The organism is Pandoraea captiosa, from assembly GCF_902459775.1.
GTDB classification, from domain to species: Bacteria; Pseudomonadota; Gammaproteobacteria; order Burkholderiales; family Burkholderiaceae; genus Pandoraea; species Pandoraea captiosa.
In genome coordinates, this window is record NZ_CABPSQ010000003.1 from 110,418 (window position 1) to 136,277 (window position 25,860).

At 65.6% G+C, this 25,860-nt stretch carries 18 protein-coding genes; 13 read left to right on the plus strand and 5 right to left on the minus strand.

Annotation, left to right across the window (positions count from 1 at the left end):
* Positions 1-3 precede the first annotated feature (3 nt).
* Positions 4-1,668: a DNA repair protein RecN gene (gene recN / locus PCA31118_RS11045; RefSeq protein WP_150625290.1), complete on the plus strand. Its 1,665-nt coding sequence runs from the start codon at positions 4-6 to the stop codon at positions 1,666-1,668.
* Positions 1,669-1,709: 41 nt separating this feature from the next.
* On the opposite strand, the gene glnE is transcribed toward recN, so the two are convergent.
* Entirely contained in the window at positions 1,710-4,580 is a 2,871-nt protein-coding gene (glnE, locus tag PCA31118_RS11050) for a bifunctional [glutamate--ammonia ligase]-adenylyl-L-tyrosine phosphorylase/[glutamate--ammonia-ligase] adenylyltransferase (RefSeq protein WP_150625291.1), read from the minus strand.
* A 171-nt stretch (positions 4,581-4,751) separates the two neighbouring features.
* On the opposite strand from glnE, the gene PCA31118_RS11055 reads away from it, so the two are divergent.
* The 4 genes from PCA31118_RS11055 (at position 4,752) to aroG (ending at position 13,230) form a co-directional block, all read left to right on the plus strand.
* Complete coding sequence (locus PCA31118_RS11055) at positions 4,752-9,203, plus strand: YhdP family protein (RefSeq protein ID WP_150625292.1); 4,452 nt, start codon at positions 4,752-4,754, stop codon at positions 9,201-9,203.
* Between the two features lie 60 nt (positions 9,204-9,263).
* Positions 9,264-10,133, plus strand: a complete 870-nt coding sequence (locus PCA31118_RS11060; protein ID WP_150625293.1) for a carbon-nitrogen hydrolase family protein — start codon at positions 9,264-9,266, stop codon at positions 10,131-10,133.
* A gap of 80 nt (positions 10,134-10,213) precedes the next feature.
* Entirely contained in the window at positions 10,214-11,674 is a 1,461-nt protein-coding gene (tldD, locus tag PCA31118_RS11065; protein WP_150625294.1) for a metalloprotease TldD, read from the plus strand.
* A 482-nt stretch (positions 11,675-12,156) separates the two neighbouring features.
* Positions 12,157-13,230, plus strand: a complete 1,074-nt coding sequence (aroG, locus tag PCA31118_RS11070) for a 3-deoxy-7-phosphoheptulonate synthase AroG (RefSeq protein WP_150625295.1) — start codon at positions 12,157-12,159, stop codon at positions 13,228-13,230.
* 92 nt (positions 13,231-13,322) lie between these two features.
* Here the strand turns inward: aroG and PCA31118_RS11075 are convergent, their stop codons facing one another.
* Complete coding sequence (locus PCA31118_RS11075) at positions 13,323-13,886, minus strand: cob(I)yrinic acid a,c-diamide adenosyltransferase (protein WP_150625296.1); 564 nt, start codon at positions 13,884-13,886, stop codon at positions 13,323-13,325.
* A 307-nt stretch (positions 13,887-14,193) separates the two neighbouring features.
* On the opposite strand from PCA31118_RS11075, the gene PCA31118_RS11080 reads away from it, so the two are divergent.
* The 4 genes from PCA31118_RS11080 to glcE are packed head-to-tail and all read left to right on the plus strand — an operon-like array spanning position 14,194 to position 19,129.
* Positions 14,194-15,615, plus strand: coding sequence for an FAD-binding oxidoreductase (locus tag PCA31118_RS11080; protein WP_150625297.1), 1,422 nt, complete (start codon positions 14,194-14,196; stop codon positions 15,613-15,615).
* 7 nt (positions 15,616-15,622) lie between these two features.
* Positions 15,623-17,176, plus strand: a complete 1,554-nt coding sequence (locus PCA31118_RS11085) for an FAD-linked oxidase C-terminal domain-containing protein (protein ID WP_246190185.1) — start codon at positions 15,623-15,625, stop codon at positions 17,174-17,176.
* A gap of 1 nt (position 17,177) precedes the next feature.
* Positions 17,178-18,047 carry an ion transporter gene (locus tag PCA31118_RS11090; protein WP_150625298.1) on the plus strand — a complete coding sequence of 290 codons (870 nt, stop codon included), beginning with the start codon at positions 17,178-17,180 and terminating at the stop codon, positions 18,045-18,047.
* Positions 18,047-19,129 (plus strand): glycolate oxidase subunit GlcE, encoded by a 1,083-nt coding sequence (gene glcE, locus PCA31118_RS11095; protein WP_044456896.1) that lies wholly within the window; start codon positions 18,047-18,049, stop codon positions 19,127-19,129. The genes PCA31118_RS11090 and glcE overlap by 1 nt, the downstream gene beginning before the upstream one ends.
* 72 nt (positions 19,130-19,201) lie before the next feature.
* Here the strand turns inward: glcE and PCA31118_RS11100 are convergent, their stop codons facing one another.
* On the minus strand, positions 19,202-20,791 hold the full coding sequence (locus PCA31118_RS11100) for an aminotransferase-like domain-containing protein (RefSeq protein ID WP_246190186.1): 1,590 nt from the start codon (positions 20,789-20,791) through the stop codon (positions 19,202-19,204).
* Between the two features lie 158 nt (positions 20,792-20,949).
* Between PCA31118_RS11100 and PCA31118_RS11105 the strand changes: the two genes are divergently transcribed.
* A complete protein-coding gene (locus tag PCA31118_RS11105; RefSeq protein WP_150625299.1) occupies positions 20,950-21,327 on the plus strand; it encodes a hypothetical protein in 378 nt (125 codons plus the stop codon).
* Between the two features lie 5 nt (positions 21,328-21,332).
* Here the strand turns inward: PCA31118_RS11105 and PCA31118_RS11110 are convergent, their stop codons facing one another.
* Complete coding sequence (locus tag PCA31118_RS11110; protein ID WP_150625300.1) at positions 21,333-21,827, minus strand: glutathione peroxidase; 495 nt, start codon at positions 21,825-21,827, stop codon at positions 21,333-21,335.
* 208 nt (positions 21,828-22,035) lie between these two features.
* On the opposite strand from PCA31118_RS11110, the gene PCA31118_RS11115 reads away from it, so the two are divergent.
* From PCA31118_RS11115 to PCA31118_RS11125, 3 genes are all read left to right on the plus strand, one after another.
* Positions 22,036-22,749: a YggS family pyridoxal phosphate-dependent enzyme gene (locus PCA31118_RS11115; RefSeq protein WP_150625301.1), complete on the plus strand. Its 714-nt coding sequence runs from the start codon at positions 22,036-22,038 to the stop codon at positions 22,747-22,749.
* A 123-nt stretch (positions 22,750-22,872) separates the two neighbouring features.
* Positions 22,873-23,685 (plus strand): pyrroline-5-carboxylate reductase, encoded by an 813-nt coding sequence (gene proC, locus PCA31118_RS11120; protein WP_150625302.1) that lies wholly within the window; start codon positions 22,873-22,875, stop codon positions 23,683-23,685.
* A gap of 185 nt (positions 23,686-23,870) precedes the next feature.
* The gene (locus tag PCA31118_RS11125; protein ID WP_150625303.1) at positions 23,871-24,818 is read left to right on the plus strand and encodes an N-acetylmuramoyl-L-alanine amidase; all 948 of its coding nucleotides are present in this window, start codon (positions 23,871-23,873) and stop codon (positions 24,816-24,818) included.
* A gap of 91 nt (positions 24,819-24,909) precedes the next feature.
* Here PCA31118_RS11125 and ubiA read toward each other — a convergent pair whose 3' ends face one another.
* Positions 24,910-25,776 carry a 4-hydroxybenzoate octaprenyltransferase gene (ubiA, locus tag PCA31118_RS11130; protein WP_150625658.1) on the minus strand — a complete coding sequence of 289 codons (867 nt, stop codon included), beginning with the start codon at positions 25,774-25,776 and terminating at the stop codon, positions 24,910-24,912.
* Positions 25,777-25,860 lie beyond the last annotated feature (84 nt).

Consider the following 25,860-nt stretch of genomic DNA (forward strand, 5'->3'; position numbering starts at 1 on the left):
CCCATGCTACGCAGTCTCTCGATTCGCGATTTCGTGATCGTCGATCGTCTCGATCTGGAATTCTCCGCCGGTTTCACCGTGTTCTCGGGGGAGACCGGCGCGGGCAAATCGATTCTGATCGATGCGCTGGCGCTCGCGATGGGCGAGCGCGGCGACACCAGCATGGTGCGCAGCGGGCAGACGCGCGCCGACATTACTGCCGAGTTCGCTGCGGACGCCCAGGCGCGCCCCGATCTCGAAGCCTGGCTGCAAGCGCAGGCCCTCACCCTGGAAGAACACGGCGGCGTGCTGCTGCGTCGCGTGCTCGACGCCGGCGGGCGCTCACGCGCCTTCATCAACGGCACGCCCGCCACGCTCGCGCAATTGCGCGAACTCGGTGAAATGCTCGTCGACATTCACGGTCAGCATGCGCACCAGCAACTGTTGCGCCCCGACGCGCAGCGTCGCCTGCTCGATTCCCATGCGGGCGCAACGGCGCTCGCGACAGACGCCGCCGCTGCCCACAAGGAATGGCGACGTCTCGTCAAGCGCTGCGAAGAGGCCCACGGGCGTGATCGCGAACTGCAACTGGAGCGCGAGCGTCTCGAATGGCAGACGTCCGAACTCGACAAGCTCAATCCGCAGGAAGGGGAATGGGACGAGGTGAGTGCCGAGCATCGCCGGCTCTCGCACGCCGCGAGCCTCATCAACGGCGTGCAGGGTGCGCTCGACGTGCTGGCGGAAGCCGACGGCGCCGTTGTGCCCTCGCTGGGCCATGTCGTGCATCAGATTCGCGAACTTGCCGAGATCGACGCCGCTCTGGCGGACACGCTGGCCGCGCTCGAACCTGCCGAGATCCAGCTTCGCGAGGCGGTCCACTCGCTCACGCATTACGCGCAGCGCATCGACCTCGACCCGGAGCGTCTGGCCGTCGTCGAGCAGCGTCTGGATGCCCTGCATTCGGCGGCGCGCAAGTTCCGGGTCACACCGGAGCAATTGCCGGCGGAGCTGGCGCAGCGTCGGGCGCAGTTGGAGGAACTGACGGCCTCGGCCGACAGCGCTGCCATGCAAGCGGCCGCCGACGCGGCCCACGCGACTTATCTGAAGCTTGCCAGGGAGTTGTCGAAAGCGCGTGCCAGGGCGGCGGCGTCGCTCTCGCGCGAAGTCACCCGCGCCATGCAGGATCTCTCGATGCCCGGCGGGCGCTTCGAAGTCGCGCTCACGCCGACGTCCGAGCCGCAGTCGTTCGGGCTGGAGACGGTGGAGTTCCTCGTTGCGGGTCATCCGGGGGTGCCGACGCGCCCGCTCGCCAAGGTCGCCTCGGGCGGCGAACTCGCGCGCATCAGCCTCGCCCTGCAGGTGATCGCCAGCAGCGCGAGCCTCACGCCGACGCTGATTTTCGATGAAGTCGATTCCGGCATCGGTGGCGCCGTGGCGGAAGTCGTCGGGCGTTTGCTGCGTGAACTGGGTCAGGGCCGTCAGGTGCTGTGCGTGACCCACTTGCCGCAAGTCGCCGCGCTCGGCCACCAGCATCTGCGTGTGAGCAAGCGCAGCGACGGCGATACGACCATGAGTGAAATCGAACCGCTGGGGCGCACCGAGCGCGTCGAAGAGATTGCACGCATGCTCGGCGGCGTGGAAATTACCGCCACCACGCGCAAGCACGCGCGGGAGATGCTCGCTCTCTGACGCTAGCCCTCTGACTCTAGCCCTCTGACGCTCGGTCTGCCTCAGACCGGCCCGGCCTGCGCGAACACCGAATCCCACAGCGCCATCACCGCATCACGTTCGGCCTCGATGTCGGCCGCAGGCACGCGCGCCGCTTCCACGCCATCGAGCCGCAACTTGTGCTGGCGCTTGCGATAGGTCCGATACGCCGCCGCTGCTGCATCGGCAAGTGTCGCGTCGATCAGCCCAAGCTGTGCCGCTTCACGCAGCAACGCGATGTTGCCCGCATTGCGCAGGAGGGCCGGATGGCCCCCCGAATGCAGCAGCACCAGATACTGCACGGTGAACTCGATATCCACCATGCCGCCCCGGTCGTGCTTGAGGTCGAAGAGCTTCGACGGGTTCGGATGGCCTTCGAGCACCTTGCGGCGCATCGCCACGATTTCCTGCGCGAGCGGCAACGCCTCGCGCGGTGTCGCCAAAACCTGCGCCCGGATATTCTCGAAGGCCGCACCGATGGTCTCGTCGCCCGCACAAAATCGCGCGCGCGTGAGCGCCTGATGCTCCCATACCCACGCCGTATTCGCGTTGCCCTCGCGGAACTGATACTGACGGAAGCTCTCGATGTTGGTCACCAGCAAACCCGACAGACCGTTGGGGCGCAGGCGCAGATCGACATCAAACAGCATGCCGGCCCCAGTATGCGTGGTCAGCCACGTGACGAAACGCCGCGCGAGTGCGGCGTAGGCGTCCGGCGCGCGATCGTCGTCATCGTCGTAAAGGAAGATGAGATCGAGGTCGGACGCATAGCCCAGCTCCTTGCCGCCGAGCTTGCCATAGGCAATGACGGAGAAGCGGGGCACTTCGCGATGCCGCGTGGCCACGTGCGGCCAGACGGTCGAGATCGTCACGTCGACGATGATGTCCGCCAGTTCGGAGAGCCGGTCGCCGATCGCTTCCACCGACAAGGTGCCTTGCAAGTCGAGCAGGAGGATGCGGAAGACTTCGGCATGATGCGCGCGCCGCAGAATGTCCATCTGCACTTCGACGTTACCCGCCGCGCCCGCCGCATTGAGACTGAGCAGCAACTGCGTCTTGAACGATGGCCAGTCGAAGGGTGCGGCCAGCGCCTCGTCGTCGAGCAGCTCGTCGAGCAATTGCGGATGGCTGATCAGATAGCCTGCCGCCCAGCGCGAGCCTGCGAGCACCTTGACCACGCGCTCGAGCGCACGCGGGTACTCGGTGAGCAACGCGAGATACGAACTGCGGCGACTGATGGTCGAGAGCAGGTCGAGCATGCGTGCGAGCACGGCGTCGGCCTCCCCCGTGCCCGCCGCGCCTTCGACCGCGCGTTGCACGAGCTGGTCGAAGCGCCGACGACTCATCTCGCCCAGCGCCTTGTAGCGCGATGACGTCCAGACCGCCCTCAGGCGATCGAGCGCCCCTTCGGCGTCGGAGAAGCCCAATCGCGTGAGCTGATTGCCCAGATCGCCCGTCTGCGCCTCGTCCGCCAGACACTCGCTCCAGAGCTCCGGCGGGCACTCGCAGTCGCCGGTGCCGCCTTTGTTTGCGCCGCCTTTGTTTGCGCCGCCGTTGGCCTTGTCCGCGAAGATTTCGTCGAACTGACCGGCAACGAACTCGCGGTGCTCGTCGAGCACGGTCATGAACGTCGCTTCATCGGGAAAGCCCATGGCGCGCGCCACGGCGAGACGGTCGTCGCCCGGGCCCGGCAGAATGTGCGTTTGCGCGTCTTCCAGATACTGAATCCGGTGTTCGAGCCTGCGCAGGAAGACATATGCGTTCGCCAGCGCTTCGGCCACGCTTTGCGCCAGCCACCCTCGCCGGGCGGCTACGCCCAGCACGGCAAGCGTCGGGCGTACGCGCAACTCCGGCTCCTGACCGCCGCGAATCAACTGGAAGACCTGCGCCGAGAACTCCACTTCGCGAATGCCGCCGCGCCCGAGCTTGATGTCGTTGATGCGAGCGGGTTTGGCCCGCGCACGGCGCTCGGCCTCGTGCCGGATTTGCTCGTGCAGCGCACGAATCGCGCCAATCACGCCGTAGTCCAAATACCGGCGGAACACGAACGGCTGAACCAGCGAGCTCAGTAACCGCTCGATGCGTCTGCCCGGCTCGCTCGCGAGCTCGGACACCAGCCGTCCCTTGATCCACGCGTAGCGCTCCCACTCGCGGCCCTGCACGTAGAAATACTCTTCGAGCATGGGCAGGCTGCACACGAGCGGTCCCGAATCGCCGTTGGGGCGCAGGCGCATGTCGACCCGGAACACGTAGCCGTCCGGTGTGAGCTCGGAGATCACGCCGATCAGCTTGCGGCCGAGCTTGGTGAAGAATTCGTGGTTGGAGAGCAGGCGCAGCCGCCCGGCGGCGGCCGGATCGGCGTCATCCGGCGCCGTGGTATCGCCATCGTCCTCATACAGGAAGATCAGATCGATGTCGGAGGAGACGTTGAGCTCGCGCCCCCCAAGCTTGCCCATCCCGACCACGCCCAGCGTCTGGCGCTCCCCTTCCGCGTTGCGCGGCACACCGTGAATGGCTTCGAGTTCGCGCGAGAGCACCGCGATGCCCGCCTGAATGGCGAATTCGGCGAGCGCCGTCATCGCTTCGGTCACTTCGGACAATTCGGCGCGTCCATCCAGATCGCGCTGCATGACGGTGCACAACGCCTCGACGCGCAGCACGCGCAAAGCCCGCGTCAGCGCCGCCTCGTCGAGAGCGCATGCCCCGGAGGGCTGCTCGGGCGGCGAGAGCTGCGTGCCGGAAATGGCTTCAAAGCGACGCGCAAGCCAGCGGGCGTCGACGGGGTGCTCCGCGAGCGTCGGCAGGGCCTCGGCCAGTGCCGGACGACTCGCGAGCATGCGCGCGGCATATCGCGAGTAGGACTGAATATCGATCGGGGTTTCGGGTGAACTCACTGGCGGGGTTCCGGTCAGCAAAGGATGAAGAGGCTTTCGCATGCTTACCCGGTCGCGATGAAACGCCGGATCACATGTCTGTTTGTGCGACGGCCGGGCCATCGGGCGGCCTTGGGCTTGTGTTACAGTCTTTGCCACAGAAACTACCACATTACCTCGTAGACGCGCAGCATGACCGACCGTAAGCCGCCCGCCTCGCCCACTGCGACCCGGTCCTGGTTCTCGTCACTGCCGCGTGGCTTGCGCCTGGGTCTGGAATGGCTGCTGGCGCTCGTCGTCATCGTCTACTTCGGACTCGGCGCCGTCATCCTCGCGACCCGGTACGTCATCCTTCCCCGTGTGTCGGACTACCGCCCGCAAATCGAGGCGGCGGCGACCCGCGCCATCGGCCTGCCCGTCACGATCGGCAAGGTCGACGCCGACTGGCGCGGCTGGCACCCCTATCTCACGCTCGAAGACGTCCGCATTACGCCACCGGCGCAGGGCACGCCCCCCAAGGCGTCGACGATTGCCCGCGTGGTGGCGCCCTTGCGTCGTCACGAGGCCACGGCTTCCAGTGCGGCAGCCGCTCCCGGGTCGGCCTCCACGTCGGGCGCCGGGGCCGCCGGGGTTGCTTCCGGCAATTCCCCAGTGACCTATGCCCCACCGGGCGCACCGCCGCCCGTGGAGCCGAGCCTGACGCTCCACCGGCTCGACGCCGTGCTCTCGTGGACCAGCCTGATTCACTTCGACGTGCGCCTGTCGAACCTCACGCTGCATGAACCGGACGTGACGGTCGAGCGCCGCGCGGACGGCTCGATCCTCGTTGCGGGCATACCGGTGTCGGGCAACGCGAAGACGGACGACACGCAGGCCACCGACTGGCTCATGCGCCAGGCGCGCATCGTCGTGCGCCACGGCACCGTGCGCTGGCGCGACGCGACGCGCGACGTGCCGGAGGTTGTCCTCACGCAGGTCAACGCCATGCTGCGCAATCGTGGCTTCGAGCATCGCTTCGGCATGCAGGCAAGTCCGCCGCCGGACATCGTCGCGCCGCTGGACGTCCGTGCACGCTTTACCAACCCGCTATTCGCACGCCCGGGCGAGGTCAAGCGCTGGCGCGGCCAGATTTACGGCGACGTCGGCACGCTCGACGTGGCCGAACTGGCGCGATACGTGGCGCTGCCGGGCAAGGACCCGCGCGGGCGCATCGCCGCACGTGCATGGGTCGACTTCGACAACGGCATCGTGACAGGCGCCACGTTGCGTGTGGCCGGGGCCGACACGTCCGCGCAACTGGCCGACGATCTGCCCCCGCTGACTTTCGACGCCGCGCAGGGTCGCATCGACGTGAGCCGTGTCGGCGCACCGGCTGATGCTGCTGATTCTGCCGATTCCGCAGGTTCAGCCGGTTCGGGCTGGAAACTGCGGGCGCGCGAGCTGAGTTTGCAGGCCGCCGGCCGCCCCACGCTCGATGTGCCCGAACTGAGCGGCAGCTACACGCCCGGCAGCACCGAACAAGGCCTGCACGCGGCCGTTGCCGGTCAACGCTTCGACATCGGTGCGGCCATGGCGCTCGTGCCGTCGCTGCCCATCGATCAGCAGACTCGCGATACGCTCGCCAGCTTCCGCCCGCGCGGGCGCGTGTCCAATTTCAACATCACCTATCAGGCGCCCAAGCCCCACGGCCCGACCAACTGGCGCGACCTGCCGGGCATCAAGCAACTGCCCCCCGAGCGCGAACGCTATCGCGTCGTTGCCGATTTCGAGAATCTCGGCATCGACAGCCAGCCGGCGCCCGCGGCGCAGGCGCGCCCGAATTCCCCCAACGCGGGACGCCCCGGCTTCGCGAATCTGAGCGGCCATGTCGACGCGGACCAGACCCGCGGCAGCCTCTCGCTCAATGCCAGGAACGCCACACTCGACTTTCCCGGCCGCTTCGACCAGCCGCGCATCGATCTCGACACCCTCACCGCGCGCACGTCGTGGCGCATCTCGCATTCGGCGACCAGACGCGACGCCCCGGCCAACGTGCAGGTTCGCGTCGACGCCGTCCATCTGCAAAATCCCGAGCTCGCGGGCGACGTCAGCGGTACCTGGCAAAACGGCGGCAAAGGCAATGGCATCGTCGATCTGAAGGGCACGATCGTTCGCGCCAACGCCAATGCCGTGCCGCGCTACCTGCCCACGGACATCGGCGCGAGCGTGCGCGACTATCTGCAACGCGCGCTGATCGCGGGCACCGTGCAAAATGCGCCGTTCGCCGTGCAGGGCGATCTCGAGGACTTCCCTTACGGCAAGGGCGGCGGCAAATTCCGTATCGATATACCGCTGACCGACGTGACGTTCAACCCCTCGCCGGTGCGCCCGGGTCATACGGAAGTGTGGCCGCCGTTCGAGAAGGTGCGGGGCAATCTGCGGTTCCACGCCGACAAGCTACACATCGCCATCGACAGCGGCTCGGTCTACGGTGTGACGCTTACGCAGGTGCAGGGCGACATCAACGACATCGGTCAGGACGACTCCACGCTCACGCTCAAGGGCGACGCACGCGGTCCCGCGATGGACTTCGTCAAATATCTCAACGCCAGCCCGGTAGGCCACTGGATCGGCGACTTTACCGACGAGACGAAGGCGAACGGCAACGCGCAACTCGCCATGCAGTTGTCGATGCCGCTCGAAAACACCGACCGCTCGAAGGTGACCGGCCGTGCGCGCTTCCTGCGCAACGACATCACGCTGCTGAGCGGACTGCCGACCTTCGGCGCGGTGGACGGCGAGCTGGCATTTACCGAGCGCGGCATCTCGCTCGACAACCTGCGCGGCACGTTCCTTGGCGGCGAGGTGCGTGCTACGGGCGGCAGTCGCGACGACGGCACGATAGTGCTGAACGTCAACGGCCAGATGAGTGCGCAGGGACTGCGCGAGAACCGGGAGAACGCCACGCTGGCGCAACTGGCCAAGCGCATGACCGGCAGCACGCCGTACACGGCGACGGTGACCGTGCGTCAGGGCATGACGGACGTGGCGGTGCAGTCGACGCTGGCAGGACTGGCCGTGAACCTGCCTGCCCCGCTGGGCAAGAGCGCCGAGGCGTCGCTTCCGGCGCGCTTCACGATGCGCCCACAGGCAGGCTCGGCGGCCAACGGTGGGCGTCGCATCGATACGCTCGACTTCGCCATCGGAAGCGTGCAGGCGAATTACGTCCAGCAGCGCAACGGCGCGCGCGTGGAAGTGCTGCGTGGCGGCATCGGCATCAACCAGCCCGTGCCCGCGCCGCGCGAGGGCGTGCAGGCCAGCGCTCAGTTCGACACGCTCGACGTGGATGCCTGGCGTAACGTGATCGCCTCGCTCGGCAGCGACGCCGTGACGCCCGGCACGCAGGGCACGCCGCCCGCGCCTGCCGCAACGGCTGCCGCCGCCCGCGACGAGTTCGGCGCCATCACCCCGTATCTGCCCACGCGTCTCGCCCTGCATGCCAAGCAAGTGCGTCTGTTGTCGCGTCAGTGGCCGGAACTGGTGGTCGGCGCTCAGCGCAACGATCGCGACTGGCAGGTGAGTCTGGCGTCCGAGCTGGTCTCGGGGTTCGCCGAATGGCAGGCGCCAAGCGACAGGAATCCGTCCGGGGCGATCCGCGCGCGCCTGGCTAAACTGGTGATCCCGCGCGAAGACCACGGCAGCGACGTGCTCACGCAGGTGCTCGACGAGCCGAGCGACGAATTCCCCGCCGTCGATCTGGTCGCCAACGACTTCGTGCTGCGCGACAAACCATTGGGACGCCTGCAACTCAACGCCCACAACGACACGGAAGACGGCGTGCCGGTCTGGCAGCTCACCAAGCTGGAACTGAGCAACAGCGCCGCCACACTGGACGTGAAGGGCAACTGGCGCACGTCGCGCCGTCGTGCGGCGGCGGCGAACGGCGAAGACGTGCCGCGTCGCACCGTCCTGGACTTCAACCTCGATGTGAAGGACGCCGGCGGTCTGCTCGACCGGCTCGGTCTTCCCAAAACGCTCAAGGACGGTTCGGGCACCGTCTCCGGCCGTTTCGGATGGCGCGGCGGCCCCGACGCCATCGACTATCCGACACTCGGCGGTCGCGTGGCGATCGATCTCAAGCGCGGCCAGATCCTCAAGGCCGACCCCGGACTCGCCAAATTGCTGGGCATTCTGTCGGTGCAGACCCTGGCCAAGATCCTGACATTCGATTTCAACAGCGTGATCGGCAGCGGCCTGCCGTTCGACAGCATCGACGGCAACGTGACGATGCAAGGCGGCGTGGCGAACACCAGCGATCTGACGATCAACGCCAACGCCGCGACCATCAAGATCGACGGGCACACCGACCTCGCGCGCGAGACGCAGGACCTCAACGTGCTGGTGCTGCCGAAGATCAACGCCGCGTCGGCGTCGCTCGCCTGGGCGATCATCAATCCGGCCCTGGGAATCGGGTCGTTCTTCGCACAGCTGGCGTTGGGCGACCAGCTCTCGCGCACGCTCTCGACGACTTACCACGTCACCGGCTCCTGGGATAATCCGGTCATCGGACAGGGAGGCGGCAATAAGAGTAAGATCAACGCATCCCCGGACGCCCGGCCGGAGGCGCAAAACAACGCCCAGCCGAGCGGCATGCGCGGTCACTGAGCGCAGCCCGGAAAATCGCTACCGCAACGACACGATCATCGCCCCGAAAACCGCTATTTCATGACGAGTCCCGAAACGAAGCCAGCCGCCCCGCGCGATCTCGCACAAACGCGCGCACCAGCGCCCGCACGCGTGGCCGCCGTGCAGATGGTCAGCGCACCGGACGTCGAGCGCAACCTGCGCGAAGCGGCCCTTCTGGTGGCCGAAGCGGCACACGCCGGCGCGCAACTGGTGCTGTTGCCCGAGTACTTCTGCTACATGGGACAGCGCGATACCGACAAGCTCGCGCTTCGGGAAACGCCGGGCAGCGGACCGATCCAGGATTTCCTGAGCGAGACGGCCCGCCGGCACGGTGTCTGGCTGATCGGCGGGACACTCCCGCTGGCGGCCCCCGAACCCGAGCGCGTGCTCAACACGACGCTGGTCTTCGGGCCTGACGGTGCGCCCGCGGCGCGTTACGACAAGATTCATCTGTTCAATTTCGTCAAGGGCGAAGAAGCCTACGACGAGGCGCGCACCATTTGCCCGGGCGAGGCCGTGCGGACCTTCGAGGCGCCCTTCGGACGTGTTGGCCTGTCGGTCTGCTACGACCTGCGTTTTCCCGAGTTGTACCGTGCCATGGGCGACTGTACGCTCATGGTCGTACCCGCAGCCTTTACCTACACCACGGGCCGCGCGCACTGGGAATTGCTGCTGCGTGCGCGGGCCGTCGAGAATCAGTGTTACGTGCTTGCGTCCGCGCAAGGCGGACACCACGAAAACGGGCGACGCACCTGGGGGCATTCCATGCTGATCGATCCATGGGGCGAGATCGTCGCCCAGCGTGAAGCGCAAGGCGCCGGCGTGGTCGTCGGCGACATCGACCCGGTCCGGCTCGCCGGCGTACGCGAGAGCTTGCCCGCGTGGCGACACCGCGTGCTTCAGGGTTGACGCCTCATGCCCATCGCGCGACGTTGATTTCGCCCGATTCGCCCTCATCTACCGAATACATTTCCTTGGCCTGACACCGCATGAAAATCATCGACACCGGCATCCAGAACCTGGCCACGGCCCGTGAGCTGCTGCTCACGCCGTACGGCCTCGACGAAAGCCATCTCCAGCGCGCCCTCGGCGATATCTTCACGCATCGCGTGGATTACGCCGACCTGTACTTCCAGTACACGCGCAGCGAAGCGTGGAGTCTGGAGGAAGGCATCGTCAAATCGGGCTCGTTCTCGATCGATCAGGGCGTGGGGGTGCGCGCCATCGTGGGCGATCGCACGGCGTTCGCCTACTCCGACGACATCTCCGACATCGCCCTCAAGGACGCCGCAGCCGCAACGCGCAGCATTGCCTCGGCCGGTCGTGGTCGCGTGAAGGTCGGCAGCAAGCTGGCCAGCGCCAGCGGTCACGGGCTGTACCTGCCCTCGGACCCGCTCGCGTCGCTCGACGCCAACGGCAAGGTTGCGCTGCTCGAGCGCATCGAGAAGCTCGCCCGCGCACGCGATCCGCGCGTGTCGCAGGTGATGGCCGGTCTGGCCGGCGAGTACGACGTGGTGCTCGTGGCGCGCAGCGACGGCGTGATCGCCGCCGACGTGCGCCCGCTCGTGCGTGTGTCGGTCACCGTCATCGTCGAATCCAACGGACGTCGCGAAATCGGCAACAGCGGTGGCGGTGCCCGCCTGGATTACGGTTACTTCACCGACGATCTGCTCGAAAAGTACGTCAAGGAAGCGGTTGACGGCGCGATCGTCAAGCTCGACGCCCGCCCGGCGCCCGCCGGTGCGATGACCGTCGTGCTCGGACCGGGCTGGCCCGGCGTGCTGCTGCACGAAGCGGTCGGCCATGGGCTCGAAGGCGACTTCAACCGCAAGGGTTCGTCGGCCTTCTCGGGTCGTCTGGGCGAGCGCGTGGCGGCCAAGGGCGTCACCGTGGTGGACGACGGCACGCTGTCGAACCGTCGCGGCTCGCTGAACATCGACGACGAGGGCAATGCGACGCAGTGCACCACCCTCATCGAAGACGGCATTCTGAAGGGCTACATGCAGGACAGCCTCAACGCACGCCTGATGAAGATGCCGGTCACCGGCAACGGCCGCCGCGAATCCTACGCGGCGCTGCCCATGCCACGCATGACGAACACGTACATGCTCGGTGGCGACAAGGATCCCGAGGAAATCATCAAGTCGGTCAAGCGCGGCCTGTATGCGGTGAACTTCGGCGGCGGTCAGGTCGACATCACCAACGGCAAGTTCGTGTTCTCGATGTCCGAGGCGTACATGATCGAAGACGGCAAGATCACGTATCCGGTCAAGGGCGCCACGCTGATCGGCAATGGCCCCGAATCGCTCAAGGACGTGACGATGATCGGCAACGACATGTCGCTCGACTCGGGCGTGGGCGTGTGCGGCAAGGAAGGTCAGAGCGTGCCGGTGGGCGTCGGTCAGCCGACACTGCGCATGGAGAACATGACGGTCGGCGGCACGGCCTGAGGGTAACCGGCGATCCGCAGCACGCAGGATGAAGGACGCAGGACCGTCGCTGCCCATCGGATTGCGCACCGCAAAAAATGCGTAAAGCATAGCAAGGCGCCCGGGTCAAACCGGGCGTTTTCGCATGTTTTCTCGAAACAACGATTTTTAGACGCAAAACAGACAGTCGAAATGCGGCTAATCCGCGCGTTTTTCCGTCCTGTAGCGGTCACCTCGGTTGCAGCGTCATTCGATTAGGCGTATAAAGTTGTTTCTGTGCACGGCAATCCGCCGGCAACGCCATGTCCCAGACATCCTTCATGATCGCCAGCAAGTTTTACTTTTACTTTTTTGCGTATCTCACACCGCTGGCGGATGGAGAGGGACAGTTGCAGCAGTAAGCACCGAACGAATCCTGAAAAACCGCCAGCGAGTCTGGCGGTTTTTTTTTGACCCGAATCCCGAGAAACGAACTGCAGTCCGAACTGCCCAGGAGAAAAACCATGCCTCCCCACAACACCGATGATGTCCGTATTCGCGAACTGAAGGAACTGACGCCCCCGGCGCACCTGATCCGCGAATACCCGTGCTCGGAAGCGAGCGCCGACCTCATCCATCGCTCGCGCGGCGCCATCCACCGCGTGCTGCACGGCATGGAAGACCGCCTCGTCGTGATTATCGGGCCGTGCTCGATCCACGACCCGAAGGCCGCGCTTGAGTACGCCGCACGGCTGGTCGAACAGCGTGAGCGCCTGAAGGGGGAACTCGAAATCGTCATGCGTGTGTACTTCGAAAAGCCGCGCACGACCGTGGGCTGGAAGGGTCTGATCAACGACCCGCACATGGACAACAGCTTCAAGATCAACGACGGCCTGCGTCAGGCGCGCGAGCTGCTCGCCCAGATCAACGAAATGGGCCTGCCCGCCGGCACCGAATACCTCGACATGATCAGCCCGCAGTACATCGCCGATCTCGTATCGTGGGGCGCCATCGGCGCGCGCACCACCGAGTCGCAGGTGCACCGGGAGCTGGCGTCGGGCCTGTCGTGCCCGGTCGGCTTCAAGAACGGCACCGACGGCAACGTGAAGATCGCCGTGGACGCCATCAAGGCCGCCTCGCAGCCGCACCATTTCCTGTCGGTGACCAAGGGCGGGCACTCGGCGATCGTCTCGACCGCGGGCAACGAGGACTGCCACCTGATTCTGCGCGGCGGCAAGGCGCCCAACTATGACGCAGCCAGCGTGCAAACCGCCTGCGACGACATCGCCAAGTCCGGCCTGGCCGCGCGCGTGATGATCGACGCGTCGCACGCCAACAGCCAGAAGAAGCACGAGAATCAGATCCCGGTGTGCGAGGACATCGCCCGTCAGATCGCCGGTGGCGACGACCGCATCATCGGCGTGATGGTCGAATCGCATCTGGTGGCGGGCCGTCAGGATCACGTGCCGGGCAAGGAACTGACGTACGGCCAGAGCATTACCGACGCCTGCATCAACTGGGAAGACAGTCTGAAGGTGCTCGACACGCTGGCCGAGGCCGTGCGTGCACGTCGCGTGGCTCGCGGCGCGGGTAACTGATCGGCGTCACGACCGAGGGCGACCCTGACGACAGGGTCGCCCGGCTTGCATCACAGGGACGTCATAGGGACGCCGCGGGGGACGCCCGGAGATTACGGGTTGCCGCCTTCGGCCCGGTCGCGTTGCCACAGCACGTCGGTACCGCCACCCGCGCGATTGAGCACGCGGGCCAGCACGAACATCAGGTCGGACAGGCGGTTGACGTACTGACGCGGCGCCGGCGCCACCGTCTCCTCGGCGCCAAGGGCCACCATCGCCCGCTCGGCGCGACGCGCCACGGTCCGCACGATATGCGCCTGCGCCGCCGCGCGAGTGCCGCCCGGCAAAATGAATTCCTTCAGACGCGGCAGATCGGCGTTGTAATGCGCCAGCCACTCGTCGAGTTTCGCCACGTGGGCGTCTCCCAGCAACGTCTGACGCGGCATGCTCAACTCCCCGCCCAGATCGAACAGGTCATGCTGAATATCGATCAGCATGCTGCGCACGTCCTGCGGCAAGTCTTCGCACAGCAGCACGCCGATATGCGAATTGGTCTCGTCGACCTCGCCGATGGCGACGATGCGCAGGCTGAACTTGTCGACGCGAGCGCCATCTCCCAGGCCGGTTTTGCCGCCGTCGCCGGTACGCGTGACGATCTTGCTCAAACGATTACCCATCTTCTGACACCTACCCCTTGCGGCACATTTCACCCGGCGACGCCTGTCGACTGCCGCACGGTCTGCCTTTTTGATTGAAATTGACCGTACAGCGACCGGTTGCTTGTTTTTCAGGCAATTCCGATGGCGTCGATATACGGCAAGTCCGTATGATATGACGCAAAGTGTGGGGAAAAACGCCGCCACGGCGTAAAATCCCCGCTCATGAGGTGTCAGGGAGCGCTGCGCGCGCCCAAGACCCCACCCGATATGGTGTCCGCCCTCGCCTACCGGCGCCGGGCGGCCCGGAGACCCGAAGGAGAACGCCGTGAATCACCCCCATCTGCCGTTCGCCGCAAAGCGTCCGTTTCCCGACGCCCTGCTCACCGAGTTGCAAGCCCTGCTGGGCGAGCGCGTGAGCACGAAGGAAGCGCTGCGCGAACACCACGGCCGTGACGAGTCTCCCTTCGATCCGATGCTGCCCGACGCGGTGGCATTCGCGCACAGCACGCAAGAGGTCTCCGAGATCGTCAGATGCTGTGCGAAATACGACGTCCCCATCATTCCTTACGGCGCCGGTTCTTCGCTCGAAGGCCATCTGCTGGCCGTCGAGGGCGGTTTGTCGCTCGACCTGTCCGAGATGAACCAGATCGTCTCGATCAACGCCGAAGACCTGACCGTCACCACGCAACCGGGAATCTCGCGCAAGGCCCTGAACGAAGCCCTGCGCGATACCGGGTTGTTCTTCCCGATCGACCCGGGTGCCGACGCCAGCATTGGCGGCATGTGCGCCACGCGCGCCTCCGGCACCAACGCCGTGCGCTACGGCACCATGCGCGAGAACGTGCTGGCGCTGACGGTGGTGCTCGCCGATGGCCGGGTGATCCATACCGGCACGCGCGCGCGCAAGTCGTCCGCCGGTTACGACCTCACGCGCCTGTTCGTCGGCAGCGAAGGCACGCTCGGCATCATCACCGAAGCGACGGTGCGCCTGTATCCGCAACCGGAAGCCGTATCGGCGGCGATCTGCTCGTTCCCGAGCATGACGGACGCCGTCAATTGCACCATTCAGACGATTCAGCTGGGCGTGCCGGTGGCACGGGTGGAATTCGTCGACGCGCTCGCCGTGCGTGCCATCAACAAGCATTCGAAGATGGAACTGCCCGAGACGCAAACGCTCTTCTTCGAATTCCACGGCAGCGAAGCCGGTGTGAAGGAGCAGGCGCAGACGGTCGAAGAACTCGCGAAGGAAAACGGTGGCACGGGCTTCGAATGGGCCACGCGCACCGAAGACCGCAACCGTTTGTGGAGCGCGCGTCACAGCGCTTACTTCGCCATGCTCCAGCTTCAGCCGGGCAGCCGCGCCGTCACGACGGACGTTTGCGTGCCGATCTCGCGTCTGGCCGAATGCGTCGGCGAAACGGAAGAGGACCTGAAAGGTTCCTACCTCACGTGCCCGATCGTGGGCCACGTCGGCGACGGCAATTTCCACGTCGCGATTCTGATCGATCCGGACAAGCCTGAAGACGTCGAAGAAGCCGAGCGCCTGAATCAACGCATCGTGGAGCGTGCGATCCGCATGGGCGGCACGTGCACGGGCGAGCACGGCGTGGGCCTGCACAAGATGGGCTTCCTCGTGACCGAACATGGTGAGGACGCCATCGACGTCATGCGTGCGATCAAGACTTCGCTCGATCCTCGCAATCTGCTCAATCCGGGCAAGATTTTCCGGTTGCGTGCGGCGGGCTGAGCGCCGCATGAACGCGCCGCTCACGCCGCAAGGCCAGTCCAACCCGCCCGGCTCGGTCCCGGCGGGCGTCGCGCTCGACGATAGCACCGACGCCGAGGCGCTCGCCGCCCGTCAGCGTCAGTTGCTCGAAGCGCTCGCCCGCATTCTGCCGCCGCATTGCATCCTGCATCGCCGCGAAGACACCACGCCCTACGAGTGCGACGGGCTCGCCGCCTATCGACGCGTGCCGCTCGCCGTCGTGTTACCGGAGTCGGAGTCGCAGGTGCAGCGCATCTTGCAGGCCTGTCATCAACTGGGGATTCCGGTCGTTCCAAGAGGCGCGGGCACGAGCCTGTCCGGCGGCGCCATGCCGATCTCCGACGGGCTGGTGCTCTCGCTCGCCAAATTCAAGAAGATCATTGAAGTGGATCCGTACGCTCGCACGGCCACCGTGCAGCCGGGCGTTCGCAATCTCGCAATCTCCGAGGCCGCAGCGCCTTACGGGCTGTATTACGCGCCGGACCCCTCGTCCCAGATCGCCTGCACCATCGGCGGCAACGTGGCGGAAAATTCGGGCGGCGTGCATTGCCTGAAGTACGGGCTGACGGTGCACAACGTGCTGCGCGTGCGCGCGATCACCATGTCGGGCGAAGCCATCGAATTCGGCTCGCTCGGGCCGGACGCGCCCGGCCTCGATTTGCTCTCCGTCTTCATCGGCAGCGAGGGCATGTTCGGCGTCGTGACCGAGATCACCGTCAAGCTGGTGCCCCGGGCACAGACGGCGCAAGTCATCATGGCAAGTTTCGATGACGTCGAGACGGGCGGCAACGCCGTCGCCGCGATCATTGCCGCAGGCATCATCCCGGCCGGGCTGGAGATGATGGACAAGCCCGCCACGCAGGCGGTCGAGGAATTCGTGCACGCCGGCTACGATCTGGACGCGGCGGCGATCCTGCTCTGCGAGTCCGACGGCACCCCCGAAGAAGTCACCGAAGAAATCCTGCGCATCTCGCATGTGCTGCGCACGTCGGGCGCGACACGCCTCCAGATTTCCCGCAGCGAGGAGGAGCGCCTGCGCTTCTGGTCCGGGCGCAAGAATGCGTTTCCCGCCGCCGGGCGCATCTCGCCGGACTACTACTGCATGGACGGCACCATTCCACGGCGCGCGATTGGGACATTACTCAAACGCATCGAGGGCCTGGAACAACAATACGGGTTGCGCTGTATTAACGTCTTTCATGCGGGAGACGGGAACATGCATCCGCTCATTCTTTTCAACGGCAACGACCAGGACGAATGGCATCGCGCCGAGGCGTTCGGTTGCGACATTCTGGAAGCATGTGTCGAGCTCGGCGGCACGATCACGGGCGAACACGGCGTGGGCATCGAGAAGATCAATTCGATGTGCGTCCAGTTTTCCGCCGAAGAGCGCGACGCGTTTTTCGGGGTGAAGCGCGCGTTCGATCCGGTCGGGCTGCTCAATCCGGACAAGGGCATTCCGACACGCGCGCGCTGCGCCGAATACGGCAAGCTGCACGTGCGCGGCGGATTGCTGCCGCACCCCGACCTGCCGAGGTTCTGACATGCGCCCGCTGTCGGAATGGCTGCCGCACGACTGGCGGCAGCGGCTTTACATCATCATCTTCGAAGCCGACACCCGCGAAGGTCGGCTGTTCGATATCGCGTTGCTCATCGCCATCGTGCTGTCCGTGCTCACGGTGGTGGTATCGAGCGTGCCGGCAGTGCAGGCGACGATGCCCATCCCGATGGCCGTGCTGGAGTGGTTCTTCACGCTCCTGTTCACGGCCGAGTACATCGCGCGACTGCTCAGCGCCCACCGGCCGATGCGCTACGCGCTGTCGTTCTACGGTCTGATCGACCTGCTTGCCATTTTGCCGACGTACCTTGCGATTCTAGTGCCCGAGTTGCATGGGCTGATCGACGTGCGTCTGCTGCGGTTGATGCGCGCGTTCCGGATTCTCAAGCTCACGGCCTATGTGAACGAAGCCGGGATTCTCAGCATTGCGCTTTACAACGCGCGTCGCAAGATCCTCGTGTTTCTCGGGTTCATCTCGATCATCGTGGTGATCTTCGGCACGCTCATGCACATCATCGAAGGTCCGGAACACGGCTTCACCAGCATCCCGGTCGGGATTTACTGGGCGATCGTCACGCTCACTACGACGGGCTACGGCGACGTGGTTCCCGTGACCGGACTGGGCAAGGCAATTACCGGCTTCGTCATGCTGCTCGGCTATAGCGTGATTGCCATACCCACGGGCATCATGGGCGCCGAGATTCACTCGGCCATGCGCAAGAAGCCGATCACCACGCGCACCTGCGGCCAATGCCAGACTGAAGGACACGACCCCGACGCGCGCTTCTGCAAGCATTGCGGCAGCGAGCTGGGGCCCTACCAATCCGATACGACACCGCCGCCCGAACCGAGCTGATGACCGACACGAACGACACCCTCGAGAATTTCCGCGCCGTCATCGAACAGGCCACCGCACGTCGTGCGCCGCTCCAGCTTCGCGGGGGTGGCACCAAGGCATGGTATGGCCAGCAACGCGTGGGCGACGTGCTCGATACGCGCGCTTACCGCGGCATCGTCGCCTACGATCCGGCTGAACTCGTCATTACCGCGCGTTGCGGCACCCCGCTGGCCGACATCGAAACCGCCCTGGCCGAGCGCAACCAGTTGCTGCCGTTCGAGCCGCCCTATTTCGGACCGGGGGCCACCCTTGGCGGCGCCGTGGCGGCCGGCCTGGCCGGGCCGCGTCGCAGCGCGGTCGGCTCGGTGCGCGACTTCGTGCTCGGTGCGAAGCTCATGGACGGTCGCGGGCACGTGCTGAACTTCGGCGGTCAGGTGATGAAGAACGTCGCCGGCTACGATGTCTCCCGTATGCTCGCCGGCTCGCTCGGCACGCTGGGACTCATTCTTGAGGTGTCGCTCAAAGTGCTGCCTCAGCCCTTCGCCGAGCTCACGCTGCAGTTCGAGATGAACGCCATCGACGCGGTGCGCAAGCTCAACGAATGGGGTGGGCAGCCGTTGCCGATTACGGGCAGTGCGTGGCGCAGCGACTTGCTGGTGATTCGTCTGGCGGGCGCGTCGGCAGCGATCAAGGCGGCGCGCGTGAAAATGGGCGGCGAGCTGGTGGACGCCATTCACGCTGCCAAGTTCTGGCACGCGATCCGCGAGCAGACCGACAACTTCTTTGCCGACGCGGGACCGGGGCAGGCGTTGTGGCGTCTGGCGGTGCCGTCCACGGCAGAGCCGCATCGACTGCCGGGCAAGCAACTCATCGAGTGGGGTGGCGCGCAGCGCTGGTGGATTACCGACGCGGATGCGCAGATCGTGCGCTCCGCAGCGCGCCAGGACGGTGGCCATGCCACGTTGTTCCGCTATGGAGAGCCGGGTGTGAGCGTCTTCACGCCGCTGCCTGCGCCGGTCATGCGCATCCATCGGAATCTGAAGTCGGTGTTCGATCCCGCAGGCATTTTCAATCCGGGACGGATGTATCCGGAGTTCTGAGCGCGCCCGCCCGCAGGATCGGGCTGCGCGTGGCCTGCGTGAACCAGCGTATAACCAGCGCGCGACCTGCGCTCAGCCGTTGGCGTCCAGCAGCCGGATGACTTCGGTGGCAAGCGTGCGCACGGCCTTGTCGACCTCGCGCGTGAACGGTTGCCCGCCGTTGATGCGCAGGAAATTGTCGTAGCGCGCCGAGTTGGAAAACAGGCTGCCCGGTGCGACGCGGATACCTTTGGCCAGCGCCGCGTCGAACAACCGCTCGGAACTCACGCCGCCCGGCATCTCCACCCACAGGCTCAGCCCCCCGGCCGGTTGTGTCAGGCGAGTGCCCGCCGGGAAATAGGTGGCGATCGCCTCGGCCATTGCCGCACGGTGCTCGCGCAACTGCGTGCGCAAGTGGCGCAAGTGCCGATCGAAGCGAGGCGAATCCATGAACTCGCCCATCGCAATCTGCGCCAGAGCTTCGTTCGGGCGCGTTTGCGCGTACTTGAGCATCTCCACGCGCCACTGCCACTTGCCCCCGGCAATCCAGCCCAGCCGCATACCCGGCGCAAGTGTCTTGTGCAACGACGCGCAGTGAATCACGTTGCCCGTCGTATCCCATGACCGGATGGCGGCGGGAATGTTGCCGTCGTCGCCCAGCGCGGAGTACGTGTCGTCCTCGATGATCGCGATGCCGCGCGACTCCGCCCACTTCACAAGTTGCGCCTTGTGCGCGTCCGGCATCACCGAGCCGAGCGGATTCTGGAAATGCGGCACCACGATCACCGCCTTGATGTTCTCGTAGGTCTGGCTGGCCAGTTCCAGCGCGTCGAGCGAGATACCCGTTTGCGGACTCGTCGGAATCTCGAGCGCGCGAATTCCCATGCTTTCCAGCGTCTGCAGCAGCGCGTAATACGTCGGGGATTCGACAGCGACCACGTCGCCCGAACTCGCCACGGCCCGCAAGGCGAGGTTGATCGCCTCGATGCAACCGTGCGTGACGACGATCTCTTCCGGATTGATATTCATGCGCGCTTCGAGCGCGCGCCTTGCGATCGCGGAACGAAAACGGGCGTCGCCCCCGCCCGGCGGCGGCGTGCCGTAGAGCAGCGGGTTGTCGCGCAGCGCGCGAATCGTGGCCTGGCGCAGTTCGTTGACGGGATAGAGCGACGGCGAGCCGTGCGCGACCGCCAGGTTGATTTTGACGTCCGCCTGAAGGCCTCGGGCAAGAATGGACGACACGCGCTGGTTGATGCCCACGTACTGCATCAGGTCGGGCACCCACGGACGTGGCTCGGCCACGGGCACGAGGCTCGCCCGCGCCGGCGTGCGCACGAAGTAGCCCGAACGCGGCCGCGCTTCGAGCAATCCCTGCGCTTCAAGGTGACGGCACGTCTGTAATGCCGTCGACAAGCTGACCTGGTGCCGCTCCATGAGCGCCCGCACGCTGGGCATGCGGGCACCGGGTTCGAGCGTGCCGGCTTCGATGGCGTGACGGTAGTGGTCCGCCAGTTGACGGTAGAGCGGCGTGCGCTCCTCGGCAACGGCAGGCGCCGGTGCGGCCCGATGCGTGGGCGGCGTGGGCGGCGTGGGCGACGTCAGGTGCGTCGGGGGCGTCGAGGGTGTCTGGTCAGCGACCAGATGTTCGGGATTAGCGGCGTCCATGCGCAGATGATCGGCCATTGCGCGCAACCATAACAGATACAGATTTGAGGATTTGGCATCGTAACAGAACGCCCTGCGCCCGTCTGTTACGGGCCAAACCGCGTGACTGTGTGCCTACCGGGGCGCCCAGGCCGTCGATACGCTGTAGTCATCTGTTCAACGCCCCGGAGTCCATCATGGCAAAGCCCCTCGCCCCCGTTTTCCCTACCCAGTCCACTGACCTCACGCTCATGCGCGGGCAGTCGTTCCACGGGTACGTGAGCCGTGGCACGGTGCTTCACGTGGGGACGGGCCGTGCGGTGCTGACACCCGCCTCGCACTGGCTGTCGGAGAGCATCTGGCGCACCACCGTGCCGCTCACGGCAGGACAGGTTCACGTGGTGCAGACATCGGGCTGGATGACGCTGACGAGCGAGACCGGCGCGCGCATCGTGTGGCGAGACAACAGCGGCACGCCAAGCGTGCCGGTCCGCTCGCCCGTACAGGCGTCCGCTCACTCGCTGGTCGGATTCGTTCGGCCGTTGCTCACGCTGCGTCGGCGTTTCGGCCTTTAACGTTATCAGGGCAGCAGTTTCTCGATATCCGCGCGAATCGCCTCGGGCTTCTCGGTCGGTGCATACCGCGCCACCACGTTGCCCGAAGCGTCAACCAGAAACTTGGTGAAGTTCCACTTGATCGCCTTCGTGCCGAGCACGCCGCGCTTTTCCTGCGTGAGATACGCGTAGAGCGGCGCGGCGTCCGGTCCCTTGACGTCGATCTTGGCAAACATCGGAAACGTGATGTGAAAACGCAAGTCGCAGAAGCTGCGAATGGCCTGCGCGTCGCCCGGCTCCTGCTTGCCGAATTGATTGCAGGGAAAAGCGAGCACCTCGAAGCCCCGCGGGCCGAGTTGCTCATAGAGTGTCTGCAAACCGGCGTACTGAGGCGTGAACCCACACTCGCTCGCCGTGTTGACGATCAGCAGTACCTTGCCGCGGTACTGCGACAGGCTGACGGATTCGCCGGCCAGCGTCTGGACTGAAAAATCGTAAACGCGCTGCGAACTTGCGCTCATCTCCGGCTCCCCGTTGGTGTTGGCACCGCGAAGTCTGCCACAACCGATGCCCCTCGACGCGCTCGGCATGCGGTAGCACCTCCCTTTTTTCCCCGGGTAGCACCTCTGGCGCGAGCACGGCTATAATCGTTGCCCAACACGCCTGAACCGACGCCAAATACCGCAGCCCCCCCCAGTCTGAACCTGCCGAATCTGCCGAACCTGTTCTATGTCGACCATTGCAGCACATCTCGACGACGTCCTTTCCCGGATTTCACGCGCGACCGCCGACGCAGGTCGGCCGGCGGGTAGCGTGCGCCTGCTCGCCGTGTCGAAGACCTTCGGCGCGCAAGCCGTTCGCGACGCCCTCGCGGCTGGCCAGCGGGCGTTCGGCGAGAACTACGTGCAGGAGGCCCTCGACAAGATTGCCACGCTCAAAGGCGAGACGCTCGGCGGGCAGCCCCTGGAGTGGCATTTCATCGGGCCGCTGCAAAGCAACAAGACGCGGGCCGTCGCGGAACATTTCGACTGGGTGCACTCCGTCGATCGCCTGAAGATCGCGCAGCGTCTGAGCGCCCAGCGTCCGACAGACATGCCGCCGTTGCAGGTGTGCCTGCAGGTCAACATCAGCGGCGAGGCGAGCAAGAGCGGCGTGACGCCCGAGGAAGTCCCTGCTGTCGCGCGCGCCATCGCGGCGCTGCCGAATCTGACGCTGCGGGGGTTGATGGCGATTCCCGAACCGGAAGACGACCCGGCGCGTCAGCGGGCTCCTTTCAGGGCGGTTCGCGAGTTGTTCGACGCGTTGCGCGCCGACGGCCTGGCGCTCGATACGCTCTCGATGGGCATGTCCGCGGATCTGGAGGCGGCCGTGGCCGAGGGTGCGACAATGGTGCGCATCGGCACCGCGATTTTCGGCACACGCGATTACGGCTCCCGGGCCTGATCGCGGCGTGCCGCAGGCAGCGAGCGCACCGGCAGCCCATCGGATGCGCGCGCTACCGCCAGCACTCACGTGCAGCAGCAACAGAGTCACGAGTAACGACATACGCAACGCAAAAGGATGGTTATGAGAATTGCATTCATCGGCGGCGGCAACATGGCCAACGCCTTGATCGGCGGACTCGTCAAGCGCGGCACGGCCCCGCGCGACATTCTCGCCATCGACGTCAACGAATCGACGCGCGAAGGTCTCGTCAAGCAACACAACATCGAGACGGCCAGCGCCCCCAACGACCGGCTGCGCGATTACGACACGCTCGTGCTCGCCGTCAAACCCCAGGTGCTCAAGGATGTTGCCCAAGCCCTCCAACCGCATCTGAACGGTCAACTGGTCATCAGCATCGCCGCAGGGATTCGCGCATCCGATCTGGCGCGCTGGCTCGGCGGCCATAACCAGATCGTGCGCTGCATGCCGAACACGCCCGCATTGATCGGCAAGGGCATCACCGGTCTGATCGCGCTCTCGGGTGTGGACTCCGACCAGCGCAAGCGTGCCGAAAACGTGCTGAGCGCCGCCGGGGAGATCGTCTGGGTCGAGAAGGAGAGCCAGCTCGACGCCGTGACGGCGATTTCGGGCAGCGGGCCCGCCTACGTCTTCTACTTCATCGAGGCACTGGAACAAGCGGCGCAGGAACTGGGTTTCACGCCCGAACAGGGTCGGCAGCTTGCCATCGCCACGTTTACCGGCGCTTCGCAACTTGCGGCAGACTCGACCGAGCCCGCCAGCGTGTTGCGCGACCGGGTGACGTCCAAGGGCGGCACGACCTTCGCGGCCATCTCGTCGTTCGAAAAGGACGCGATCAAGGACGCGATCGTACGCGGCGTGAAGGCCGCCAACAGTCGTGCCAAGGAACTGGGCGACGAACTGGGCGACGCCTGATCGACTTCGGGTAACGTCTCGCATCATCCTCTGGGCAATCGCTCGATTGCCCATCGTTCGCGGCAAACGCATTCCCGCAATCACGCCGGCCCCGCCTCTGCGGGCCGGCGTGAGCCATTCTCACAAGTCTTCGACGCTCACCAACGACTACGCTGTCCGAGTCCCAACGACGTGACAGAAGACCGATGCGTAACGTTCGACAGACGCCTCTGAGCGACGCCACGACGCCCCAACGCCGGGATTTTCTCGCCAGGGCCACTGGCCTGTGCGTCGCGCTGGGAGCTCCCCCCCTCACGCAGGCGAGCACGACATCCTCCGCCGCCTCGGCGTCGCCCGCGCCCCGATCCGTCGAGTTCGATATCGATACGTCGGTGCGCTCGCCGAATCAGGAATGCCGCATCCGCACACTCGTGCTGCATTACACGGAAGTCTCGCTGGCGGAATCGCTCCAGATTCTGACGAGCGTCGCGCGGGGCGTCAGTGCCCATTACCTCGTGCCGGATACGCCGCGCAGCGACGGACACTTCCACGTCTACCAACTCGTGCCCGAAACGCAGCTGGCGCACCACGCCGGCGTGAGCGCATGGCAGGGTGAGCGAATGCTGAACGCCTCGTCGATAGGCATCGAGATCGTCAATCCCGGATTCGATCCGGCGGACAAGGATCTGCCTTTGGCGCTACGGCGATGGCACGCCTACCCGGACGAGCAGATCGATGTCGTCTGCCAGTTGGCCACCGCTATCGTGCAGCGCCATCGCATCGGCCCGACCCGCGTGGTCGGTCACGCCGACATTGCCCCGGGCCGCAAGATCGATCCCGGCCCGCGGTTTCCGTGGAAGCGCCTCTACGAACGCGGATTGGGCGCGTGGCCGAATGAGACGACGGTCGCGTACTTTGCGCAGAACGCGCCGTACCGTGGCGACATCGCGGCACTGCAGGCGAAACTGCTCGCTTATGGCTACGACACACCGCAATCCGGCGAGTTGGATGACGCGACGCGGCACGTCGTCCAATCGTTCCAGATGCACTTTTGCCCGACGCATCGGTTTGACGGCGTGCCAGACGTCCAAACGGTCGCCGTACTGGACGCCCTGCTGGAGAAATACTTCGGCGTACAACGCCCGGCCCCTTAGCCTACGAACGCCCAAGCACGCGCGCGCATCCGCATCAAAAAAGCGGCGCATCGTGCGCCGCCTTTTGCCGTTTCGTGGATGCCGCGCTCGCTTACGCCGTCAGCAGATAATGTCCCGCGATGCCCGCGAACACGGCGGCGCCCAGCCAGTTGTTGTGACGGAACGCCGCGAAGCAAGGCATGCGCTCACGGCCGCGAATCAGGAAGTAGTGATAGATGGCGAAGCTCACCGCGACCGCCATGCCGAGCCAGAACGGCCAGCCGAAGCCGAGGTAGGCGCCGACCAGCGCCTGAATGCCGAGCGCGCCGACGTAGCACAGCATGACCGCCGCCACGTCGAATCGCCCGAATGTGATGGCAGACGTCTTGATGCCGATCTTCAGGTCGTCGTCGCGATCGACCATTGCGTACTCGGTATCGTAAGCCAGCGACCAGAACACGTTCGAGAGCAGTAACACCCACGCGATCGCCGGCACCTGATCCTGCACGGCGGCGAACGCCATCGGAATGCCGAAGCCGAACGCCACGCCCAGATAGGCCTGCGGCAATGCGAAGAAGCGCTTGGTGAAGGGATACGTACCGGCGACGAACAGCGCCGGAATCGACAACCACTTGGTCAGGCCATTGAGCGGCAGAATCAACAGAAAGCTGACGATGGCAAGCGTGGCGGCAACGGCGAGCGCTTCCCAGGCGCGGATGCGTCCCGAGGTAATCGGACGCTCCTTCGTGCGCTTGACGAACTTGTCGAAGTCGCGGTCGGCATAGTCGTTGATGGCGCAACCCGCCGAGCGCATCAGAAAAGTGCCGAGCGTGAAGATCACGACCAGCAGCGGGTCGGGGCGTCCGCTCGATGCAATCCACAGCGCCGAGAGCGTCGGCCAGAGCAACAGCACGGTGCCGATCGGCTTGTCCAGACGAACGAGGCGGAAGTAGAGCGGAAGACGTTGAGCGAGCAACATGGGCGTCACGAAGAAGAAGCGCGGAAGACGTGCCGAAGGATTCGTGCCGACATTGTAGGCCACACGTCTTGCGCCCGCCAATCG

Coding starts and splice junctions, on each gene's coding strand:
- recN (WP_150625290.1), top strand. CDS start 4: ATGCTACGCAGTCTCTCGATTCGCGATTTCGTGATCGTCGATCGTCTC.
- PCA31118_RS11055 (WP_150625292.1), top strand. CDS start 4,752: ATGACCGACCGTAAGCCGCCCGCCTCGCCCACTGCGACCCGGTCCTGG.
- PCA31118_RS11060 (WP_150625293.1), top strand. CDS start 9,264: ATGACGAGTCCCGAAACGAAGCCAGCCGCCCCGCGCGATCTCGCACAA.
- tldD (WP_150625294.1), top strand. CDS start 10,214: ATGAAAATCATCGACACCGGCATCCAGAACCTGGCCACGGCCCGTGAG.
- aroG (WP_150625295.1), top strand. CDS start 12,157: ATGCCTCCCCACAACACCGATGATGTCCGTATTCGCGAACTGAAGGAA.
- PCA31118_RS11075 (WP_150625296.1), bottom strand. CDS start 13,886: ATGGGTAATCGTTTGAGCAAGATCGTCACGCGTACCGGCGACGGCGGC.
- PCA31118_RS11085 (WP_246190185.1), top strand. CDS start 15,623: ATGAACGCGCCGCTCACGCCGCAAGGCCAGTCCAACCCGCCCGGCTCG.
- PCA31118_RS11090 (WP_150625298.1), top strand. CDS start 17,178: ATGCGCCCGCTGTCGGAATGGCTGCCGCACGACTGGCGGCAGCGGCTT.
- glcE (WP_044456896.1), top strand. CDS start 18,047: ATGACCGACACGAACGACACCCTCGAGAATTTCCGCGCCGTCATCGAA.
- PCA31118_RS11100 (WP_246190186.1), bottom strand. CDS start 20,791: ATGGCCGATCATCTGCGCATGGACGCCGCTAATCCCGAACATCTGGTC.
- PCA31118_RS11105 (WP_150625299.1), top strand. CDS start 20,950: ATGGCAAAGCCCCTCGCCCCCGTTTTCCCTACCCAGTCCACTGACCTC.
- PCA31118_RS11110 (WP_150625300.1), bottom strand. CDS start 21,827: ATGAGCGCAAGTTCGCAGCGCGTTTACGATTTTTCAGTCCAGACGCTG.
- PCA31118_RS11115 (WP_150625301.1), top strand. CDS start 22,036: ATGTCGACCATTGCAGCACATCTCGACGACGTCCTTTCCCGGATTTCA.
- proC (WP_150625302.1), top strand. CDS start 22,873: ATGAGAATTGCATTCATCGGCGGCGGCAACATGGCCAACGCCTTGATC.
- PCA31118_RS11125 (WP_150625303.1), top strand. CDS start 23,871: ATGCGTAACGTTCGACAGACGCCTCTGAGCGACGCCACGACGCCCCAA.
- ubiA (WP_150625658.1), bottom strand. CDS start 25,776: ATGTTGCTCGCTCAACGTCTTCCGCTCTACTTCCGCCTCGTTCGTCTG.